Source organism: Bacillus sp. T17B1 (assembly GCF_026796395.1).
GTDB classification, from domain to species: Bacteria; Bacillota; Bacilli; order Bacillales; family Bacillaceae; genus Bacillus; species Bacillus spizizenii_A.
The window spans coordinates 25,614-40,185 of the sequence record NZ_JALAYA010000013.1; the positions used below are offsets into that span (position 1 = coordinate 25,614).

The window sequence follows — 14,572 nt, forward strand, 5'->3', positions numbered from 1 at the left end:
ATAGAATTATTGCTCCTTGCCCATTACGGGCCGCTTAGTCCAAAAGGAGGTGCAAACAGATGAGAAAGTACGAAATTATGTACATTATCCGCCCAAACATTGACGATGAGTCTAAAAAAGCAGTTATCGAGCGTTTCAACGACGTTCTGACTTCTAACGGTGCGGAGATCACTGGAACAAAGGATTGGGGTAAACGTCGTCTAGCTTACGAAATCAACGATTTCCGTGACGGTTTCTACCAAATCGTAAATGTTCAATCTGATGCTGCGGCAGTTCAAGAATTTGACCGTCTAGCTAAGATCAGTGACGATATCATTCGCCACATTGTTGTTAAAGAAGAAGAATAAGCAATTTTGAAATATATAATGGTAAAAGGTGGTCTTTCTTATGCTTAACCGAGTTGTATTAGTCGGAAGACTGACAAAAGACCCAGAGCTTCGTTATACGCCAAACGGTGCGGCTGTTGCTACGTTTACTCTTGCTGTGAATCGTACATTTACGAACCAGTCCGGAGAACGTGAGGCCGATTTCATTAATTGTGTCACTTGGAGAAGACAAGCCGAAAACGTTGCAAACTTCTTGAAAAAAGGAAGCCTTGCAGGCGTAGATGGCCGTTTACAAACAAGAAATTATGAAAACCAGCAAGGACAGCGTGTCTTTGTGACTGAGGTCCAAGCTGAAAGTGTTCAATTTCTTGAGCCGAAAAACGGCGGTGGTTCTGGTTCAGGTGGATACAACGAAGGAAACAGCGGCGGAGGCCAGTACTTTGGCGGAGGCCAAAACGATAATCCATTTGGAGGAAATCAAAACAACCAGAGACGCAATCAGGGGAACAGCTTTAATGATGACCCATTTGCCAACGACGGCAAACCGATTGACATCTCGGATGATGATCTTCCATTCTAATGTGATTATCCCCTAAAATGAAAAAGAAAGGAGGGAAATGACAATGGCAGGAGGACGCAGAGGCGGTCGTGCGAAACGCCGTAAAGTGTGTTATTTCACTTCCAACGGTATCACGCACATCGACTACAAAGATGTAGATCTTCTTAAAAAGTTTGTTTCTGAGCGCGGTAAAATTTTACCACGTCGTGTAACTGGAACAAACGCTAAATACCAACGTAAATTGACTGCAGCGATTAAACGCGCACGTCAAATGGCTTTACTTCCGTACGTAAGCGGTGAGTAAGCTGAAACGTAAAGAGCAAGGGCCTTCGGGTTCTTGCTCTTTTTTATAGGGGGAAGAAACATGAAGCTGATTTCATGGAATGTAAACGGCCTGCGGGCTGTCATGAGAAAGATGGATTTCCTCGCTTATCTGAAAGAAGAGGATGCAGATATCATATGTCTTCAGGAAACGAAGATACAGGATGGCCAGGTTGATCTTCAGCCTGATGGCTATCATGTGTATTGGAATTATGCAGTGAAAAAAGGATATTCCGGCACGGCGGTCTTTTCAAAACAAAAGCCACTGCGTGTCATGTATGGTATCGGAATAGAAGAGCATGATCAAGAAGGCAGAGTGATAACACTAGAATTTGAAAACTTGTTTGTGATGACCGTTTACACGCCCAATTCCAAAAGAGGATTGGAGCGAATCGATTATCGGATGCAATGGGAAGAGGCTTTATTATCTTATATTATTAAATTGGATAAGAAAAAGCCGGTCATTTTATGCGGTGATTTGAATGTAGCTCATCAGGAGATCGATTTGAAAAATCCAAAGGCAAACCGGAATAATGCCGGGTTTTCTGATCAAGAACGAGGAGCATTCACCCGTTTCTTAGAAGCTGGCTTTGTTGACTCATTCCGCCACGTCTATCCTGATCTTGAAGGCGCTTATTCCTGGTGGTCGTATCGTGCCGGGGCCCGGGACAGAAATATCGGATGGCGTCTCGATTATTTTGTTGTTTCCGAAAGGCTTGAGAAACAGATTGAGGATGCCGGCATATCAGCGGACGTCATGGGTTCCGATCATTGTCCTGTTGAACTTATGATCAATATATGATGAGATAGCAGTAAGGATGTTACACTTACTGCTTTTTTAGCGGAAATCCTGCGAGGATGTTGAAGAATAATGAGGTCAGTGCGGCAGATCCGCACTGACTTTTTTAAATCTGTTTCGCATTCGTATTAGGGCCGAAGCAAATTAATAGCACGGAGCATGCGAGCCAGCAACCGCCGATAAATAAAAAGACGCTGACATAGCCGAGCTGAACGGCGATAAACCCGACGAGCAATGAGCCGAAGATGTTTGAAAAGCGTCCGAGGCCATAGGCTAAACCGCTGCCAGAGGACCGATATTCAGTCGGATAAGGTTCTGACGTATAAGCGTATAAGTTCGAGGTGAAAACCCTCTCTGTGATATTCACGATGAAACCAAACACAATGATCATGATCGGTATAAAAGTCATGCCATATAAGAGGCCGGCGATAGCTGTCAAAAATGCACTGGCAGCTAAAATCCATTTTCTCTGAAATGTTTCAGAAATCATGGAACCGAGCAATGCGCCAAGCGGAGCGCCAACAGAGTGCAATACGTTATACCACAATGTATTTTCCATAGAGACTCCATTGCTTTTTAACAGGCTTGGAACCCATGAGGCAAATCCGTAGAATCCAAACGTTTCAAAAATCCATACAGCAGATAACACAATAGTGATTTTAAGGTTTCTTCCTTTCAATAGCCCTGCGTAACCCGCATGCTGCTGAACGGTACTGCTTGCTTTAGGCTGAGCTGGTGCCGGAAGAGGGCCTTTCTCTCGTTCAACCTGAGCCTCAATTTTATTGAGGATCGCGTCGGCTTTCGCATATTCACCACGGTTTTCGAGCCAGCGAGGTGATTCTTCGAGACGGCGGATAAAGAAAAAATAAATAAGGCCGATGGCACCCCATACAAAAACAAGCCTCCATCCCCATGAACCAAGCGGAATGACAAAGGCAGACACGATATTAGTGATCGGAACTCCGATCAATCCAATCATGGCACAGAAAGAAATATATTTCCCGCGGACACTGGAAGGAAAAAATTCAGCCAGATAGCTGTTGGTAATGACCATGGCCGCTGCGACACCAAATCCGGTAAGGAAACGGAATGTCATTAAAGACGGGATGTCCCATGCCGTGGCATTGCATAGCGATGCGATTGAGAAAACAAATACAAATAGATTTAAGGCTTTTTTACGGCCAATTCGATCGGACAGCCTTCCACCCAGTGATGCGCCTAAAAACATGCCTAAAAACGAAGCCGCCGTTACATTGGCAATGGTTGAAAGCGGGATGCCCCAGTGCTCAATCAGTGCCGGCGCTACATTGCTGAGGGTAAATAGATCTGCAAGATCAAAGAAATAAACAATGCCGAGAGCGGTTAATACTTGGAAGTGAACGCGGGAAATCGGAAGGCGGTCTAAACGATTCGCTGCGTTTGAGAAAGGATGTGAGTTCTTCTGTTTGAAGATCTTATTCATAAAAAACCCCCTTTTGATTTGTAAGAAAAGTATGGAGACTCTCCTCTTGGGAATATTATAAGTATCTTGATTCATTGGCGACAGAGTTCAAATCACTAGATGGAAGAACCAAATTCACACTTTATATATTAATTTTGCTTAAAAGATTTCCAAAACTGTAGATTCATAGCCCAATTTATGCAAATATATAGGAATATTCTCATTGAAAGGAAGAGACATAGAAGGAATGAATTCATTTATCCGTCCTCTAGAAGGAAACAATACGTTGTGGAGATACTTTCTCTCCTTTTTGGTCATGGTAGGGTTATATGTATTTGGGAATATTGCTTACCTTTTCGCTATACTGTTTACGGTTATTGTGAATTCCGATATCACTTTTGATTTGGATGAAGCTGTGCTGAGTGATCCTCTGGTCGATCTTTATTTATCTCATGTCATTTATTTATTTGCGATTCCTGGAGTATGGCTGGCTGTGCGCTTTATTCTGAAACGGCCTTTCCGCACTGTGATTACACCGAATGCAAAGATCAATTGGCGGAGAATATTGTTTGGCTTTATTGCTTATTTCCTGCTGATGATCGCCGTACAATTGATTGATTTTGCGATTCATCCAGACAGCTATTCAATGCAGGATGTTGATGCTTCACGGTTTATATGGCTGCTAGCGGCTGCCCTCATTTTGGTTCCGTTTCAAACATCTGCGGAGGAACTGTTTTTCAGAGGATTTTTGCTTCAAGCTTTCGGGAGATTAACGAAAAATTCACTTATCTTGACATTGATTGTCGGGGGCTTGTTTGGCGTATTGCATTTTGCTAACCCAGAAATGAATAATGGCGCTGTCTGGGCAGGAATTGAGTACTTAACATTTGGTTTTGTATGGACCTATTACACGATTAAAACAGGCAGTATTGAAATATCACTTGGCGCCCATGCCGCGAATAATATGTTTTTATGTATGTTTATCACAGAAAAAAACAGTGTGTATGGAGGAATTCCTTCTTTATTTATGGTTACGCGGGGGAACCCGATGTGGGAGGCTTTATTTACGATAGCGGTAAATCTTGTTTTTGCGGGGATCGCGCTTTGGTACCATAAGAAATCAAAAAGTAAGCAGCAGGGGTCTTAATCCCTGCTGCTTATTAACGTTTGGATGGCTTCTTCGATATTGGTTGTCGGCTGCTGGCAGGCGAAGTTTTCACAAATATACACGGTTGTTTTGCCGTCTATGATGCGGTAATCGGCCGCAAAGGGTGCTATGTCTTTGCATTGATCAGGATGCTCTGCCACCAAAATGGAGTCGTTGGGCTTAAAGGCTTTTTGAAGTGCAGTGATGATTTGTTTTCTGTCTGGATCGTCTGCGTTGCCAAAAATAACGATTTCCTTTTTAGGCGTCACATGCTTTAACACGCTTTGCATAAAGAAAGCATGGCCGCTCGGATACGCTTCGATATCCGGCTTGAACACAGAAAACATCATTTCTGCTTTTTCAATGAGTGATAAGTTGCCTGTGACTTGTCCGAGGCGCAGCAGCTGAACGGCTGCCACGCTGTTTCCGGAAGGCACGGCGCCGTCGTATACTTCTTTTTCCCGGACGATTAAGGCTTCTGCATCGTGTCCGGTGAAATAGAATCCGCCATGCTCCTCATCCCAAAATAAGCCGATCATATCGTCTGTCAGTTTCTGCGCTTTTTGTAAATAAGAAAGATCAAACGAAGCTTCATAGAGATCCAGATAAGCCCATAGGAGAAAAGCATAATCGTCGATAAAGCCTTTGTTTTTGACTTCGCCGTCTCGATATCGGACCATCACACGGCCGTCAATGATGAGTTGGTTTTCAATAAATGTGATGACGTCCTCCGCTAAGCTGAGATATTTCGGTTCCTGATATACCTTAGCCGCTTTGGCGAGACCTGCGATCATCAGCGCGTTCCATGAGGTCAGCACCTTATCATCGACATGCGGGTAGGTTCTTTCTTCACGAGCCGTCAAGAGCTGTTGTCTTGCGTCCTCAAGCTTGAGGCTGAGCTCTTCCTCGGTTAAACCGGCATCAGCTTTGATATGTTCCCGCTTTGTGTGAATGAGGTTTGGAATATTTTTGCCTTCAAAGTTTCCTTCTTCAGTGATGTCATACACTTGGCAATACAGCGTTCCGAGATCGTCCCCGAGCGTTTTCAGAATCTCTTCCTTTGACCACACGTAGTACTTTCCTTCTTCTCCTTCTGTGTCCGCGTCTAAAGCGGAGAAAAAGCTTCCATCCTCATGGGTCATTTCCCGCTGAATGAACGTAATGATCTGTTCGCAAATCTCTTTATACCGGCTGTTTTGCGTAACCTGATAGGCTTCTGTATAAGCAGTCAGCAGCAGTGCATTGTCGTACAGCATTTTTTCAAAGTGAGGAACGAGCCACTCGTCATCGGTCGAGTAGCGGGCAAATCCATAGCCGATATGATCATAAATGCCGCCATTTGCCATGCTGTCCAACGTTTTCGTCACGTTGTATAAAGCATTTTCCTGCCCCGTATTGTGATAATAACGCAGCAAATACATCAGCATATGAGGCATCGGGAATTTCGGCGCCTGCCCGAAGCCGCCGTAGATCGTATCAAACCCGTTGGCAAGCTGCTGGAATGTCCGGTGAATCGCTGATTCGCTAAGTCCTTCGCCTGACTTTGCGGCTGTTTTGGTCTGCAAATGTTTAGCGGCGTTCTCAGCAATATCCTCGACATGCTCGCGATCGTTCGCAAATGTCTCAGATAGATGCTCAAGCACATCAACGAAACCGGGACGATTGAATTTACTCGTCTTTGGAAAATATGTACCCGCGTAAAACGGCTTCTGATCAGGCGTAATAAACACATTCAACGGCCAGCCGCCCTGCCCGGTCATCAGCTGACAAATTCTCATATAAACGGAATCCACATCCGGCCGCTCTTCCCGGTCAACTTTAATCGCCACAAACCGTTCATTGAGGAGACGCGCAATTTCTTTGTCCTCAAAGCTTTCGTGGGCCATGACATGGCACCAATGGCATGTTCTTTAGATTAGCCATGGTTAGCTATACCCAATAGATACGAGAACAGGCTTGTTTTCGCGTTTCGCTTTTTCAAATGCTTCTTCTCCCCAAGGAAACCAGTCCACAGGGTTATGAGCATGTTGAAGTAAATAAGGAGACTTCTCAGCGATTAATCTATTGGGTTTACTTTTGTTTGGCATGGGATCACCTTCTTTCTGCTGTTTAAAACACATGCTTTTAACATACCACGATTCAAAAAAAGTATTCATCAGGCTATGATGTTTTGGTTAAAAAATAGTCTCTCAATGATTTATGTTTCAAAAATTCGATGATTTTTGTTTTATGCTTAGGTAATAAATTTGATTTTTCTTCTAATAGTTTTAATAACTCAACTAATCTTTTAACTGGTTCTCTACTTGTGAAATGCCAAGCGAAAGCTGAATCATTTTCAAGTGATTCTAGAAACCTTTCCACTCCTTTAGTAGAAAGGTTTGAAAACATTGCATTATTATAAGAAGAGGCTTCTATGCTGTGACCCCATGAATTACCAGTGAAGCTGAAAGTGATAGCTTTAACATAGGTATCAATAGACTCATCAGGTACATTATATCCTAATGCCTCTAGTTCTCTTGCATGGGTTACTTCTGTATAGAAATTATTCATGCCGTGGTGAGCATCGATTAATTCCTTAGCCTTTTTGGTAAAGATATGTTTCCTTACAGCCATAGGAATATATTTTATGCCTCTTACTTGTAACATAAAGTCCATTGCATATAGAGATTTATCCACTTCATTCTCTAATTTTAAATGAACCAATTTTTGACCAATTTCACTCTTTACCTCTTCTCCAATCATATCCCAAATTGTTTTCACAATTAGTTTGAGATTATCTCTATAATCTTTTATTGTTTGAGGTTCAATATATTCATTGAATACTCTTCTTAAAAAGGACTCAATCACTTTGGGTGATTGGTGTTTAACTGTTTCTTCAAAATGTGTGAGGTCAAAATTTTTTGATTGTATGTAATTTATAAGGTCATTTATAGTCATGGCTGGAGAAGGTAAATCTCTTTGCAATACATATTTTACGCAGTTTTTGATCAAATTAAGTGCCTCTATAGGATCAATAGGAGTATTTGTATCATGTGCAGCTGTAAAATTATTTCTTACATTTAAACAATGCTTTAAAAATACATGAGCCTCATCATCAATTATTCCTAATGCTTGACAAGCATCTATAATAACACTGTCCTTTACATTTATTAGACTTTCTCTAGTTTTAACATTAACTTTAAACTCACTTGGAAAGTGTTCTAATCCATAAATAGTCAATTTATCCTTAAGGTCTGTTATCCCTCGGTTCCAATACTCTAATACAGCATGGTCATAGAATCCGATATCGAAAAGAGTTCTTGCTTTACTCATATATTGACCCTGACAATCTTCCCTCACATTCTGCTCGCAAAAAGAGAGTATTTGATGCTGAGGATTACTACTAGTGTCTACTACCTCACCATTAGAGGGAATTATTATTTCCTTTTTTTCATCAAACAAAACTTTCATCTCCTTTTATTCATCGATTTTGAATATTTGTTTGTCTAAAGCAATATTGCTTAACCGTTCAGTGACTCAGGTACATTTCAAGGTAGAGCTTTAACTCCAAGGATTAACTGAACTTTCCTTTTTTTCTTTGAAACTCATAAGTGTTAAATAAGAAATTTGCTACTGTTTTGGCAGAATTAACCACTAATAAAGCGTGATGTAATGACAACTTTGAGCCATTCCCCTTTCCAGCGTGGCTATCACCACTAATGTTTCTAATCTCACTTAAACCTTGAATAATTTTAAGTAATCCAGTAACTACTTCCCTTAAGGGTCTCTCAAGATCTTGAGGTTCTAAACCTAGATGTTTACGAACTGTTTCAAATAATTTAAGTAAATTACCTTTAGATTCAATTTCCTTTTTTTCAATATTGAAAATTATTTCTTTGCATACTCCTTCGACAAGGGTTTTAGCTGCCGTAATAGCACCAGAGTAATCCCCAATGTTAATTCTAACATCGCATTTATTTATATAATCTGTAATTTCCTTATAATTAAGTTTTTGAGGAACTTCACATTCAATATTAATAATCTTAATTTCAATGTTTTGAAATTCTATTTCATCGATAAAAGGATTAAAAGCTTCTGAAATCTCACTTATATCTTCATATAGGCTAGTATCATTGTTATGACCTCTAGCTTCTATTCTTAAAATGAGTTCTTTAATACTTCGACATTCTTTAATTATTCTCGGAATTTCAATATTTTTTTCATTACAGTAAGCGATTATTAGCGATCTGACTTCTCTAAATTCTTCCTCGGTTAAGTAGTCATAATAATCATCATCTAATAACTGTTTACTCATAATGTATGTTGTATATATTTTAATTAGATTGTTTTTACATTTATCCAATAGGGATACAGTATTGTTACTCAAAAAATAACCTCCTTAACAAATGATAAAAGAGCTCGCCTATACCCGAAAATTGAAAGGGATAAGTATTTGTCTCATTATCAAGAATCGAAAGTAATAATGTTTGATTCTTATTAAAAATGCAGTGCTAGTAATAATGTACCTTTTTTTCATAAGAATTGTAAATGGCTTTTTGATCTGACATAATACAATTAATGTAAATATTCGAATAATTTTGTAAATCTGTGGGGTGAGATTTGCTTGGATCATACATTTATAAAAAAAGAAAGGATTCCATATGAAGTTTTAATATCTAAGTTGAATTCATGGTATACAACCATAAAGAAAAATATGATTGAAGAAGCCCAAAAGAAGAAGTTAGAAATTGAATCCCTTTTAGAAGAAGTCGAAATGAAGCAAGATGTCCTCCTATATTATCAACTTTTGGATTTTAGACATGAACTAATGTTAATCTATTTGAGATCAAAAGACGTTGAAGAAGTTAAGAATACCTACGAAATTTTGAAAGAAAAAGAAGGCAGTTTATCAAAAATGCTTGAGTATTATTTCTTCTTTTTCATGGGAATGTACGAATTCAGAAGAAAAGAACTTGTTTCTGCAATAAACGCCTATAGTTTAGCTGAAACCAAATTATCAGAGATTGAAGATGAGATTGAACGTGGGGAATTTTATTTTAAAGTATCAGAAGTATATTACTATATGAAACAAACCTATTTTTCACTGAGTTATGCAAAGAGAGCTATAAAGATATACCAGAAATTTGACATTCATGACGAAAGAATACTTCATTGCAGGTTTATTGTAGCTGGTAATTTAATTGATACTTTAAATTACAATAGTGCAATTAAGGAATTGAAAAAAGGATTACAGGATGCTTTTAAAATCGGAAAAAAATATCTCATTGCAACATTTCATATGAATTTAGGTATTGTTTATAGGAGTGTTGGTCAATATGATTTGTCGATTCAGAATCTCATGAAGGCATTGCAAGTTTTTCAAGAGGAAAAGCATATTTTCATGTCTAAAACTTTATTTAATCTGTCTCATGTACTAGCACAAAAAGGGGAAACGAATAAAGCGCTTCTTTATTTTGAAGAAGGAAGTGCCATTGCTATGCGTAACAATGATTATGAATACCAAGCCAAATTCAAATTGCTAAAGGGACTTTATTTTTCCAATGAAGATGTTTCTTTAATTAATGAGGCCTTAGATTACTTTCAATCGAAGAAATTATTTGCTGATATTGAAGAATATGCTCATGAAGTTGCAGAGTTTTATTATGAAAAAGGAAATTCTTCACTCTCTAACGAATATTATCGTAAGGTAATAGCAGCCAGAAACGAAATTCGAAAAGGGGAGATTATTCATGAAGAAAAAAATGATTGCCTTATCAATGACGATTTTAATGGGGATGACAATACTGGGCTTATCCTTTAATTTAGACACTTTTGCTCATCAAGCTAAATCTGATAACGTAATTAGTATTGCATCAGATCGGCTTGGAAGCTAAAGTAAACCCACTCGTTTTTCGTGAGTGGGCTTTTTTCTTTATATAGAGATTTCGCATACATGATTAATTCCTGTTTCCATTCGGTTTCTTGACAAAAGTTTCAATTGTGAGTGTTTGTGCTGTATGACATGCGTTGGTAGATTGAAGAAAGATGCTAGTTGATGGATTGTTAAGTTTTGTATTTCGAATAAATGTTCTTTTAATAATTTGTCCGGGAGTAACAATTCAGAAGCGAATATATTTGCTTGGTGTTCTAACTTATCTTTTAAGACAGCTGAGCAATTAGCCACTTTAAAAGCATTTAAATTTTTGTGGAGGAAATAATGTCCTAGTTCGTGGGCAACAATGAATTTTTGGATTGTTTGGTGCGTTAGTTTTTCATTTGTATGGATTATATAACGATTTTCTTCTTTAAGATGTTGAAGTAAACCTTCGGCTTGTCCTAAGTTGTTCTTGGTTATGATTATATTTAGTTGTTCGCAAATTTCATAAACATCATTAGTTCCGTAACTCAACAAGATTAACTGCACTTTGTGTTTTATGTTTTTGCTCGTATAAATTGGTATCACTCTTTCCTCTTTAATTCATCTACAAGCTTTATTCCATTTTTTAATGCCTTCTTAATTAGGAGAGCTGTTTCTTCGTCGAACTCACCGTCATTTTTAAAGAGTAGTGTATCCTCATCTTTTAGTTCCTCAATTACTTCATTAAATGTTTGGGTCAATTTTGAAGCTTTATTGTTGCTTTCAATGGGGGCTTTACCTACTAAATAATCAGTTGAAACATTATACAAGTCGCTTAATTGCTTTAATGTTTTTGTGTCTGGGTCACGAAAATCTCTTTCATAATTAGAAATGACTTGATTAGAAATGTTAAGTTTTTGAGCAACTTCAATTTGGGAAAGTCCACGTTTTTTTCTCGCTTCTTTTAATCGTTTTCCTAAACTCATATAAATTCGTCCAATCTACAGAAAGTTTATTTTTATATTATCACCATCAATTGTAACCAAGCTAGAACTTACCGATTATATTTTCGATAAGTTTAATTTTGTTGTTGACTTAAACCAAATGCATAAATATAATGGTTTTACATTCATTATATGTAACGTGAGTTTTTGAGCTGAAATCAAAAAAACCATTTTTTATGCAAAAAGTTTAATTTTGTATTGACTTAAACGTATAGTTTAATTATAATTAACTTATAAACGAAAAGACGAAAAAGGTAGAAAAGGAGGGAGTTGTTTTGAAAGAATTTTTAACTGCTGATAATATCCAAAACATTTTGGGGGTAGGGCAGGCAAAAGCATATGAAATCATTAGGGAGTTAAATAAGGAACTCAAACAAGAGGGATACAAAGTTGTTAAAGGAAAAGTCAGCCGTGCCAGATTTGAAGAGAAATATATTTATAAAACAACGGGGTGAGTGTCATCAGTTTAAACCAAACTCATTTGTTTATGAAAAAAGCTGTTCCGTTGGCCAGACAAATGGAAGGTGATTGGATAGCAAGAATGAAAATTGCTCTGAATTCAGTCATCATAAATCATCATTTAAACCTTCCCTTAACAATTGAAAATGTTAATGAATTACTGCGAAAAGGCGTTTCATATCGCAGGATATGTAAGCATTACGGCATTGGAAGAAAAGACATTGAAAAGCTTCGGCAATCATCCGTAGTGTGACGTTATATACCACTATAGGGAGCCGTTAAGAATCCTTTGAAAGGAGGGATGCGATGAAAATAAGAGTGAATGCAACAATCATTACTGATGTTGAAGCTTTAAGGACTGATAAGGATTTGAATCATTTTAAAGACTATGCCACTTGTGAAACATTCGTTGTTGATGCTGATAATCATTTGAAGGCTAATGAAGAAATATCTGAGTTGTTAAAAGGCTGGGATTGGTGGTGTATCTGGTCAACTCGTCCATTGAGTAAAAAGGATAACCAAGTGTTTACTTTGTATAACGATGATTTGTTTAACTTATGTCGATAGGAGTGTTTGTTCCTTGAAAACTACATATAGACAAAAAAAGCGCCTTGACGAATGATCATCAAGAACGCCGGAAAATAAAAACTAGACACTTTTATTATACGGTATTCTTGTTGAAATGTCATGCGTGAGTATTTGAGTGATGAACAGCAATCACTTTAAATGCTGTAGCAGGCTAGAATAAGCGTGCGGAATAGCTGTAGTCAGCTTGATGGCTATAATTAGCCTACTAGGTTGCCATGAGGGCGTAAAGCCGTTAGCAACTGATAAGCGCCAAGATGGATACAGAACCGGAGCGAATTCAAAATATAAAATCGAAATTTAACGATCTTTTGAAAATAAATAATAAAAAAATGAAATGGGGATATGAAAAATGAACTTAAACTTTATTGTACCGGATATCAATATGACTTTTGGTGAATTGAAGTTTTTAGGTTTAAACCGTGAGCGCTATGCCTATGTGGATGGAAAAAGAACGGATACTTTGGAATCGAGGATTTATAATCTAGGATCAAGCGTGCAAGGCGGGCAGATCGAAGTGACAATTCCTGCTTATGTTGATTTGAAGGAATTTGATTTCTTTAAGGATGTTGAACTGAAAAACCCAAAAATTATGGCTTCTGCTAGAGCAAACGGGAACTTTGCTAATGTAAACTGGACTGTCGAAGCAGAAGACTTGGTATTAAAAGGCGCAGGGTCTGCTGTATCCTCTAAACCTGCCGCGGCAACTGGTGCGAATGAAAAGAAATGACATGATGCTCTCAAATCGGCAGGCGGGTGATATATATGAGTGATTTCTTAAACAAAAGATTTTGGAAATACAGGGGCAAACGAATCCGCCCGTACATGAGAAATAACGTAACATTAGCAGGCGCAATCATCTTTGTGCCTGTTTTTTTATTGTCTATGTTCGTCTTTTGGAGAGAACAACTGATTCATTTTGATATATCTCGAGTAATAAAACACTTTGAGTGGAATGTGCCTTTAATTATTAAAAGTGTTTTATGCTCTCTGTTAATTGCTGTTGGAAGTGTAGCTGCATCTTACTTTCTTTTCTTTGACAGCTATAAGAAAATCCTTCACAGGCAAAAGATTGCAAAAATGATTTTCTCCAATAAGTTTTACGAAAGAGAAAATGTGAAAGTAACAAAACTCTTTTCGAATGAAACTGACACAAAGGAAAAAATCACATACTTTCCTAGAATGTATTATAGGGTCAAAAACAACCACATTTATATTCGTATTGCTATGGACATGAGCCGTTTTCAGAATCGCTTCCTAGACTTAGGAAAGGATTTGGAAAACGGCTTATTTTGTGACTTGGTTGATAAGCAAATGGAAGAAGGTTTTGTTTGCTTTAAGCTTCTTTATGATGTGAAAAAGAATCGTATTTCCATTGATGATGCAGTAGCTGAGAATGGAGTCCTTCCGTTAATGAAGCATATTTCATGGCAATTTGATAAGTTGCCGCACAGGTTAATTTCTGGCGGTACAGGTGGAGGAAAAACATATTTCATGCTAACGATTATCAAGGCGTGTGTTGGACTTGGGGCAGATGTAAGAATATTGGACCCTAAGAATGCAGATTTAGCAGACTTGAAAGAAGTGCTTCCGAAAAAGGTATATTCCCAAAAGAACGGCATTCTCATGTGCCTAAGAAAGTCTGTAGATGGCATGATGGAACGAATGGATGAAATGAAACAGATGCCCAACTATAAGACAGGTGAAAACTATGCCTATTTAGGCTTAAAGCCTGTGTTTATCTTCTTTGATGAATATGTGGCGTTTATGGATTTTTTAGATATGAAAGAAAGAAATGAAGCCCTTTCTTACATGAAACAGTTAGTCATGAAGGGGAGACAGGCGGGTTACTTTCTTGTTTTAGGCGCACAACGTCCAGATGCAAAATATTTAGCTGACGGTATTCGTGATCAGTTTAGCTTCCGTGTGTCATTAGGTTTAATGTCCGATACGGGTTATGGGATGATGTTTGGCGATGTTGATAAAGCATATGTGAATAAAAAAGAGACAGGGCGAGGATATGCCAATGTCGGCACAGGTTCAGTGTTGGAATTTTATAGTCCTATCGTGCCGAAAGGATATGATTTTATGTCAT

General features: G+C 38.2%; 17 protein-coding genes and 1 pseudogene. 12 read left to right on the forward strand and 6 right to left on the reverse strand.

Annotated features, from left to right (window positions below):
* The first annotated feature begins 59 nt into the window (after window positions 1–59).
* The 4 genes from rpsF to xth are packed head-to-tail and all read left to right on the forward strand — an operon-like array spanning window position 60 to window position 2,008.
* Entirely contained in the window at window positions 60–347 is a 288-nt protein-coding gene (rpsF, locus tag MOF34_RS07710) for a 30S ribosomal protein S6 (protein WP_019716398.1), read from the forward strand.
* Between the two features lie 40 nt (window positions 348–387).
* Window positions 388–906, forward strand: coding sequence for a single-stranded DNA-binding protein SsbA (gene ssbA / locus MOF34_RS07715; RefSeq protein WP_003219228.1), 519 nt, complete (start codon window positions 388–390; stop codon window positions 904–906).
* Window positions 907–949: 43 nt separating this feature from the next.
* The gene (gene rpsR / locus MOF34_RS07720; RefSeq protein ID WP_003219224.1) at window positions 950–1,189 is read left to right on the forward strand and encodes a 30S ribosomal protein S18; all 240 of its coding nucleotides are present in this window, start codon (window positions 950–952) and stop codon (window positions 1,187–1,189) included.
* Window positions 1,190–1,249: 60 nt separating this feature from the next.
* Window positions 1,250–2,008 carry an exodeoxyribonuclease III gene (xth, locus tag MOF34_RS07725; protein WP_268399602.1) on the forward strand — a complete coding sequence of 253 codons (759 nt, stop codon included), beginning with the start codon at window positions 1,250–1,252 and terminating at the stop codon, window positions 2,006–2,008.
* A 103-nt stretch (window positions 2,009–2,111) separates the two neighbouring features.
* On the opposite strand, the gene MOF34_RS07730 is transcribed toward xth, so the two are convergent.
* Window positions 2,112–3,467, reverse strand: a complete 1,356-nt coding sequence (locus MOF34_RS07730; protein WP_268399604.1) for an MFS transporter — start codon at window positions 3,465–3,467, stop codon at window positions 2,112–2,114.
* A gap of 226 nt (window positions 3,468–3,693) precedes the next feature.
* On the opposite strand from MOF34_RS07730, the gene MOF34_RS07735 reads away from it, so the two are divergent.
* Window positions 3,694–4,593 carry a type II CAAX endopeptidase family protein gene (locus MOF34_RS07735; protein ID WP_268399619.1) on the forward strand — a complete coding sequence of 300 codons (900 nt, stop codon included), beginning with the start codon at window positions 3,694–3,696 and terminating at the stop codon, window positions 4,591–4,593.
* Here MOF34_RS07735 and MOF34_RS07740 read toward each other — a convergent pair.
* The 3 genes and pseudogenes from MOF34_RS07740 to MOF34_RS07750 all read right to left on the reverse strand — a co-directional run bounded on the left by MOF34_RS07740 (window position 4,590) and on the right by MOF34_RS07750 (window position 8,959).
* Window positions 4,590–6,680, reverse strand: a pseudogene (locus tag MOF34_RS07740) (thioredoxin domain-containing protein). The gene MOF34_RS07735 and the pseudogene MOF34_RS07740 overlap by 4 nt on opposite strands.
* 73 nt (window positions 6,681–6,753) lie before the next feature.
* Complete coding sequence (locus MOF34_RS07745) at window positions 6,754–8,034, reverse strand: hypothetical protein (RefSeq protein WP_268399606.1); 1,281 nt, start codon at window positions 8,032–8,034, stop codon at window positions 6,754–6,756.
* Between the two features lie 112 nt (window positions 8,035–8,146).
* Window positions 8,147–8,959, reverse strand: coding sequence for an abortive infection family protein (locus MOF34_RS07750; RefSeq protein ID WP_268399607.1), 813 nt, complete (start codon window positions 8,957–8,959; stop codon window positions 8,147–8,149).
* Window positions 8,960–9,196: 237 nt separating this feature from the next.
* Here MOF34_RS07750 and MOF34_RS07755 point away from each other — a divergent pair, with 237 nt between their 5' ends.
* Window positions 9,197–10,393: a Rap family tetratricopeptide repeat protein gene (locus tag MOF34_RS07755; protein WP_268399609.1), complete on the forward strand. Its 1,197-nt coding sequence runs from the start codon at window positions 9,197–9,199 to the stop codon at window positions 10,391–10,393.
* 111 nt (window positions 10,394–10,504) lie between these two features.
* Here the strand turns inward: MOF34_RS07755 and MOF34_RS07760 are convergent, their stop codons facing one another.
* Window positions 10,505–11,035, reverse strand: coding sequence for an ImmA/IrrE family metallo-endopeptidase (locus tag MOF34_RS07760; protein ID WP_019716392.1), 531 nt, complete (start codon window positions 11,033–11,035; stop codon window positions 10,505–10,507).
* Window positions 11,032–11,415, reverse strand: a complete 384-nt coding sequence (locus MOF34_RS07765; RefSeq protein ID WP_019716391.1) for a helix-turn-helix domain-containing protein — start codon at window positions 11,413–11,415, stop codon at window positions 11,032–11,034. The genes MOF34_RS07760 and MOF34_RS07765 overlap by 4 nt, the downstream gene beginning before the upstream one ends.
* Before the next feature lie 293 nt (window positions 11,416–11,708).
* Between MOF34_RS07765 and MOF34_RS07770 the strand changes: the two genes are divergently transcribed.
* The 6 genes from MOF34_RS07770 to MOF34_RS07795 all read left to right on the forward strand — a co-directional run.
* A complete protein-coding gene (locus MOF34_RS07770; protein ID WP_119900054.1) occupies window positions 11,709–11,888 on the forward strand; it encodes an ICEBs1 excisionase in 180 nt (59 codons plus the stop codon).
* Window positions 11,889–11,920: 32 nt separating this feature from the next.
* Window positions 11,921–12,145, forward strand: a complete 225-nt coding sequence (locus MOF34_RS07775; protein ID WP_284439998.1) for a hypothetical protein — start codon at window positions 11,921–11,923, stop codon at window positions 12,143–12,145.
* Window positions 12,146–12,198: 53 nt separating this feature from the next.
* Window positions 12,199–12,459: a hypothetical protein gene (locus MOF34_RS07780; protein ID WP_268399612.1), complete on the forward strand. Its 261-nt coding sequence runs from the start codon at window positions 12,199–12,201 to the stop codon at window positions 12,457–12,459.
* A 205-nt stretch (window positions 12,460–12,664) separates the two neighbouring features.
* The gene (locus MOF34_RS07785) at window positions 12,665–12,781 is read left to right on the forward strand and encodes a hypothetical protein (protein ID WP_120155492.1); all 117 of its coding nucleotides are present in this window, start codon (window positions 12,665–12,667) and stop codon (window positions 12,779–12,781) included.
* Window positions 12,782–12,829: 48 nt separating this feature from the next.
* Window positions 12,830–13,207 carry a YdcP family protein gene (locus MOF34_RS07790; RefSeq protein ID WP_268398835.1) on the forward strand — a complete coding sequence of 126 codons (378 nt, stop codon included), beginning with the start codon at window positions 12,830–12,832 and terminating at the stop codon, window positions 13,205–13,207.
* A gap of 35 nt (window positions 13,208–13,242) precedes the next feature.
* A partial coding sequence (locus MOF34_RS07795; protein WP_268399614.1) for an ATP-binding protein occupies window positions 13,243–14,572 on the forward strand: 1,330 nt, incomplete at its 3' end.

Excerpts from the sequence above, each read along its gene's own strand:
- xth (WP_268399602.1), top strand. The coding sequence starts at position 1,250 with ATGAAGCTGATTTCATGGAATGTAAACGGCCTGCGGGCTGTCATGAGA.
- rpsR (WP_003219224.1), top strand. The coding sequence starts at position 950 with ATGGCAGGAGGACGCAGAGGCGGTCGTGCGAAACGCCGTAAAGTGTGT.
- MOF34_RS07765 (WP_019716391.1), bottom strand. The coding sequence starts at position 11,415 with ATGAGTTTAGGAAAACGATTAAAAGAAGCGAGAAAAAAACGTGGACTT.
- MOF34_RS07730 (WP_268399604.1), bottom strand. The coding sequence starts at position 3,467 with ATGAATAAGATCTTCAAACAGAAGAACTCACATCCTTTCTCAAACGCA.
- MOF34_RS07735 (WP_268399619.1), top strand. The coding sequence starts at position 3,694 with ATGAATTCATTTATCCGTCCTCTAGAAGGAAACAATACGTTGTGGAGA.
- ssbA (WP_003219228.1), top strand. The coding sequence starts at position 388 with ATGCTTAACCGAGTTGTATTAGTCGGAAGACTGACAAAAGACCCAGAG.
- rpsF (WP_019716398.1), top strand. The coding sequence starts at position 60 with ATGAGAAAGTACGAAATTATGTACATTATCCGCCCAAACATTGACGAT.
- MOF34_RS07780 (WP_268399612.1), top strand. The coding sequence starts at position 12,199 with ATGAAAATAAGAGTGAATGCAACAATCATTACTGATGTTGAAGCTTTA.
- MOF34_RS07790 (WP_268398835.1), top strand. The coding sequence starts at position 12,830 with ATGAACTTAAACTTTATTGTACCGGATATCAATATGACTTTTGGTGAA.
- MOF34_RS07775 (WP_284439998.1), top strand. The coding sequence starts at position 11,921 with ATGAAAAAAGCTGTTCCGTTGGCCAGACAAATGGAAGGTGATTGGATA.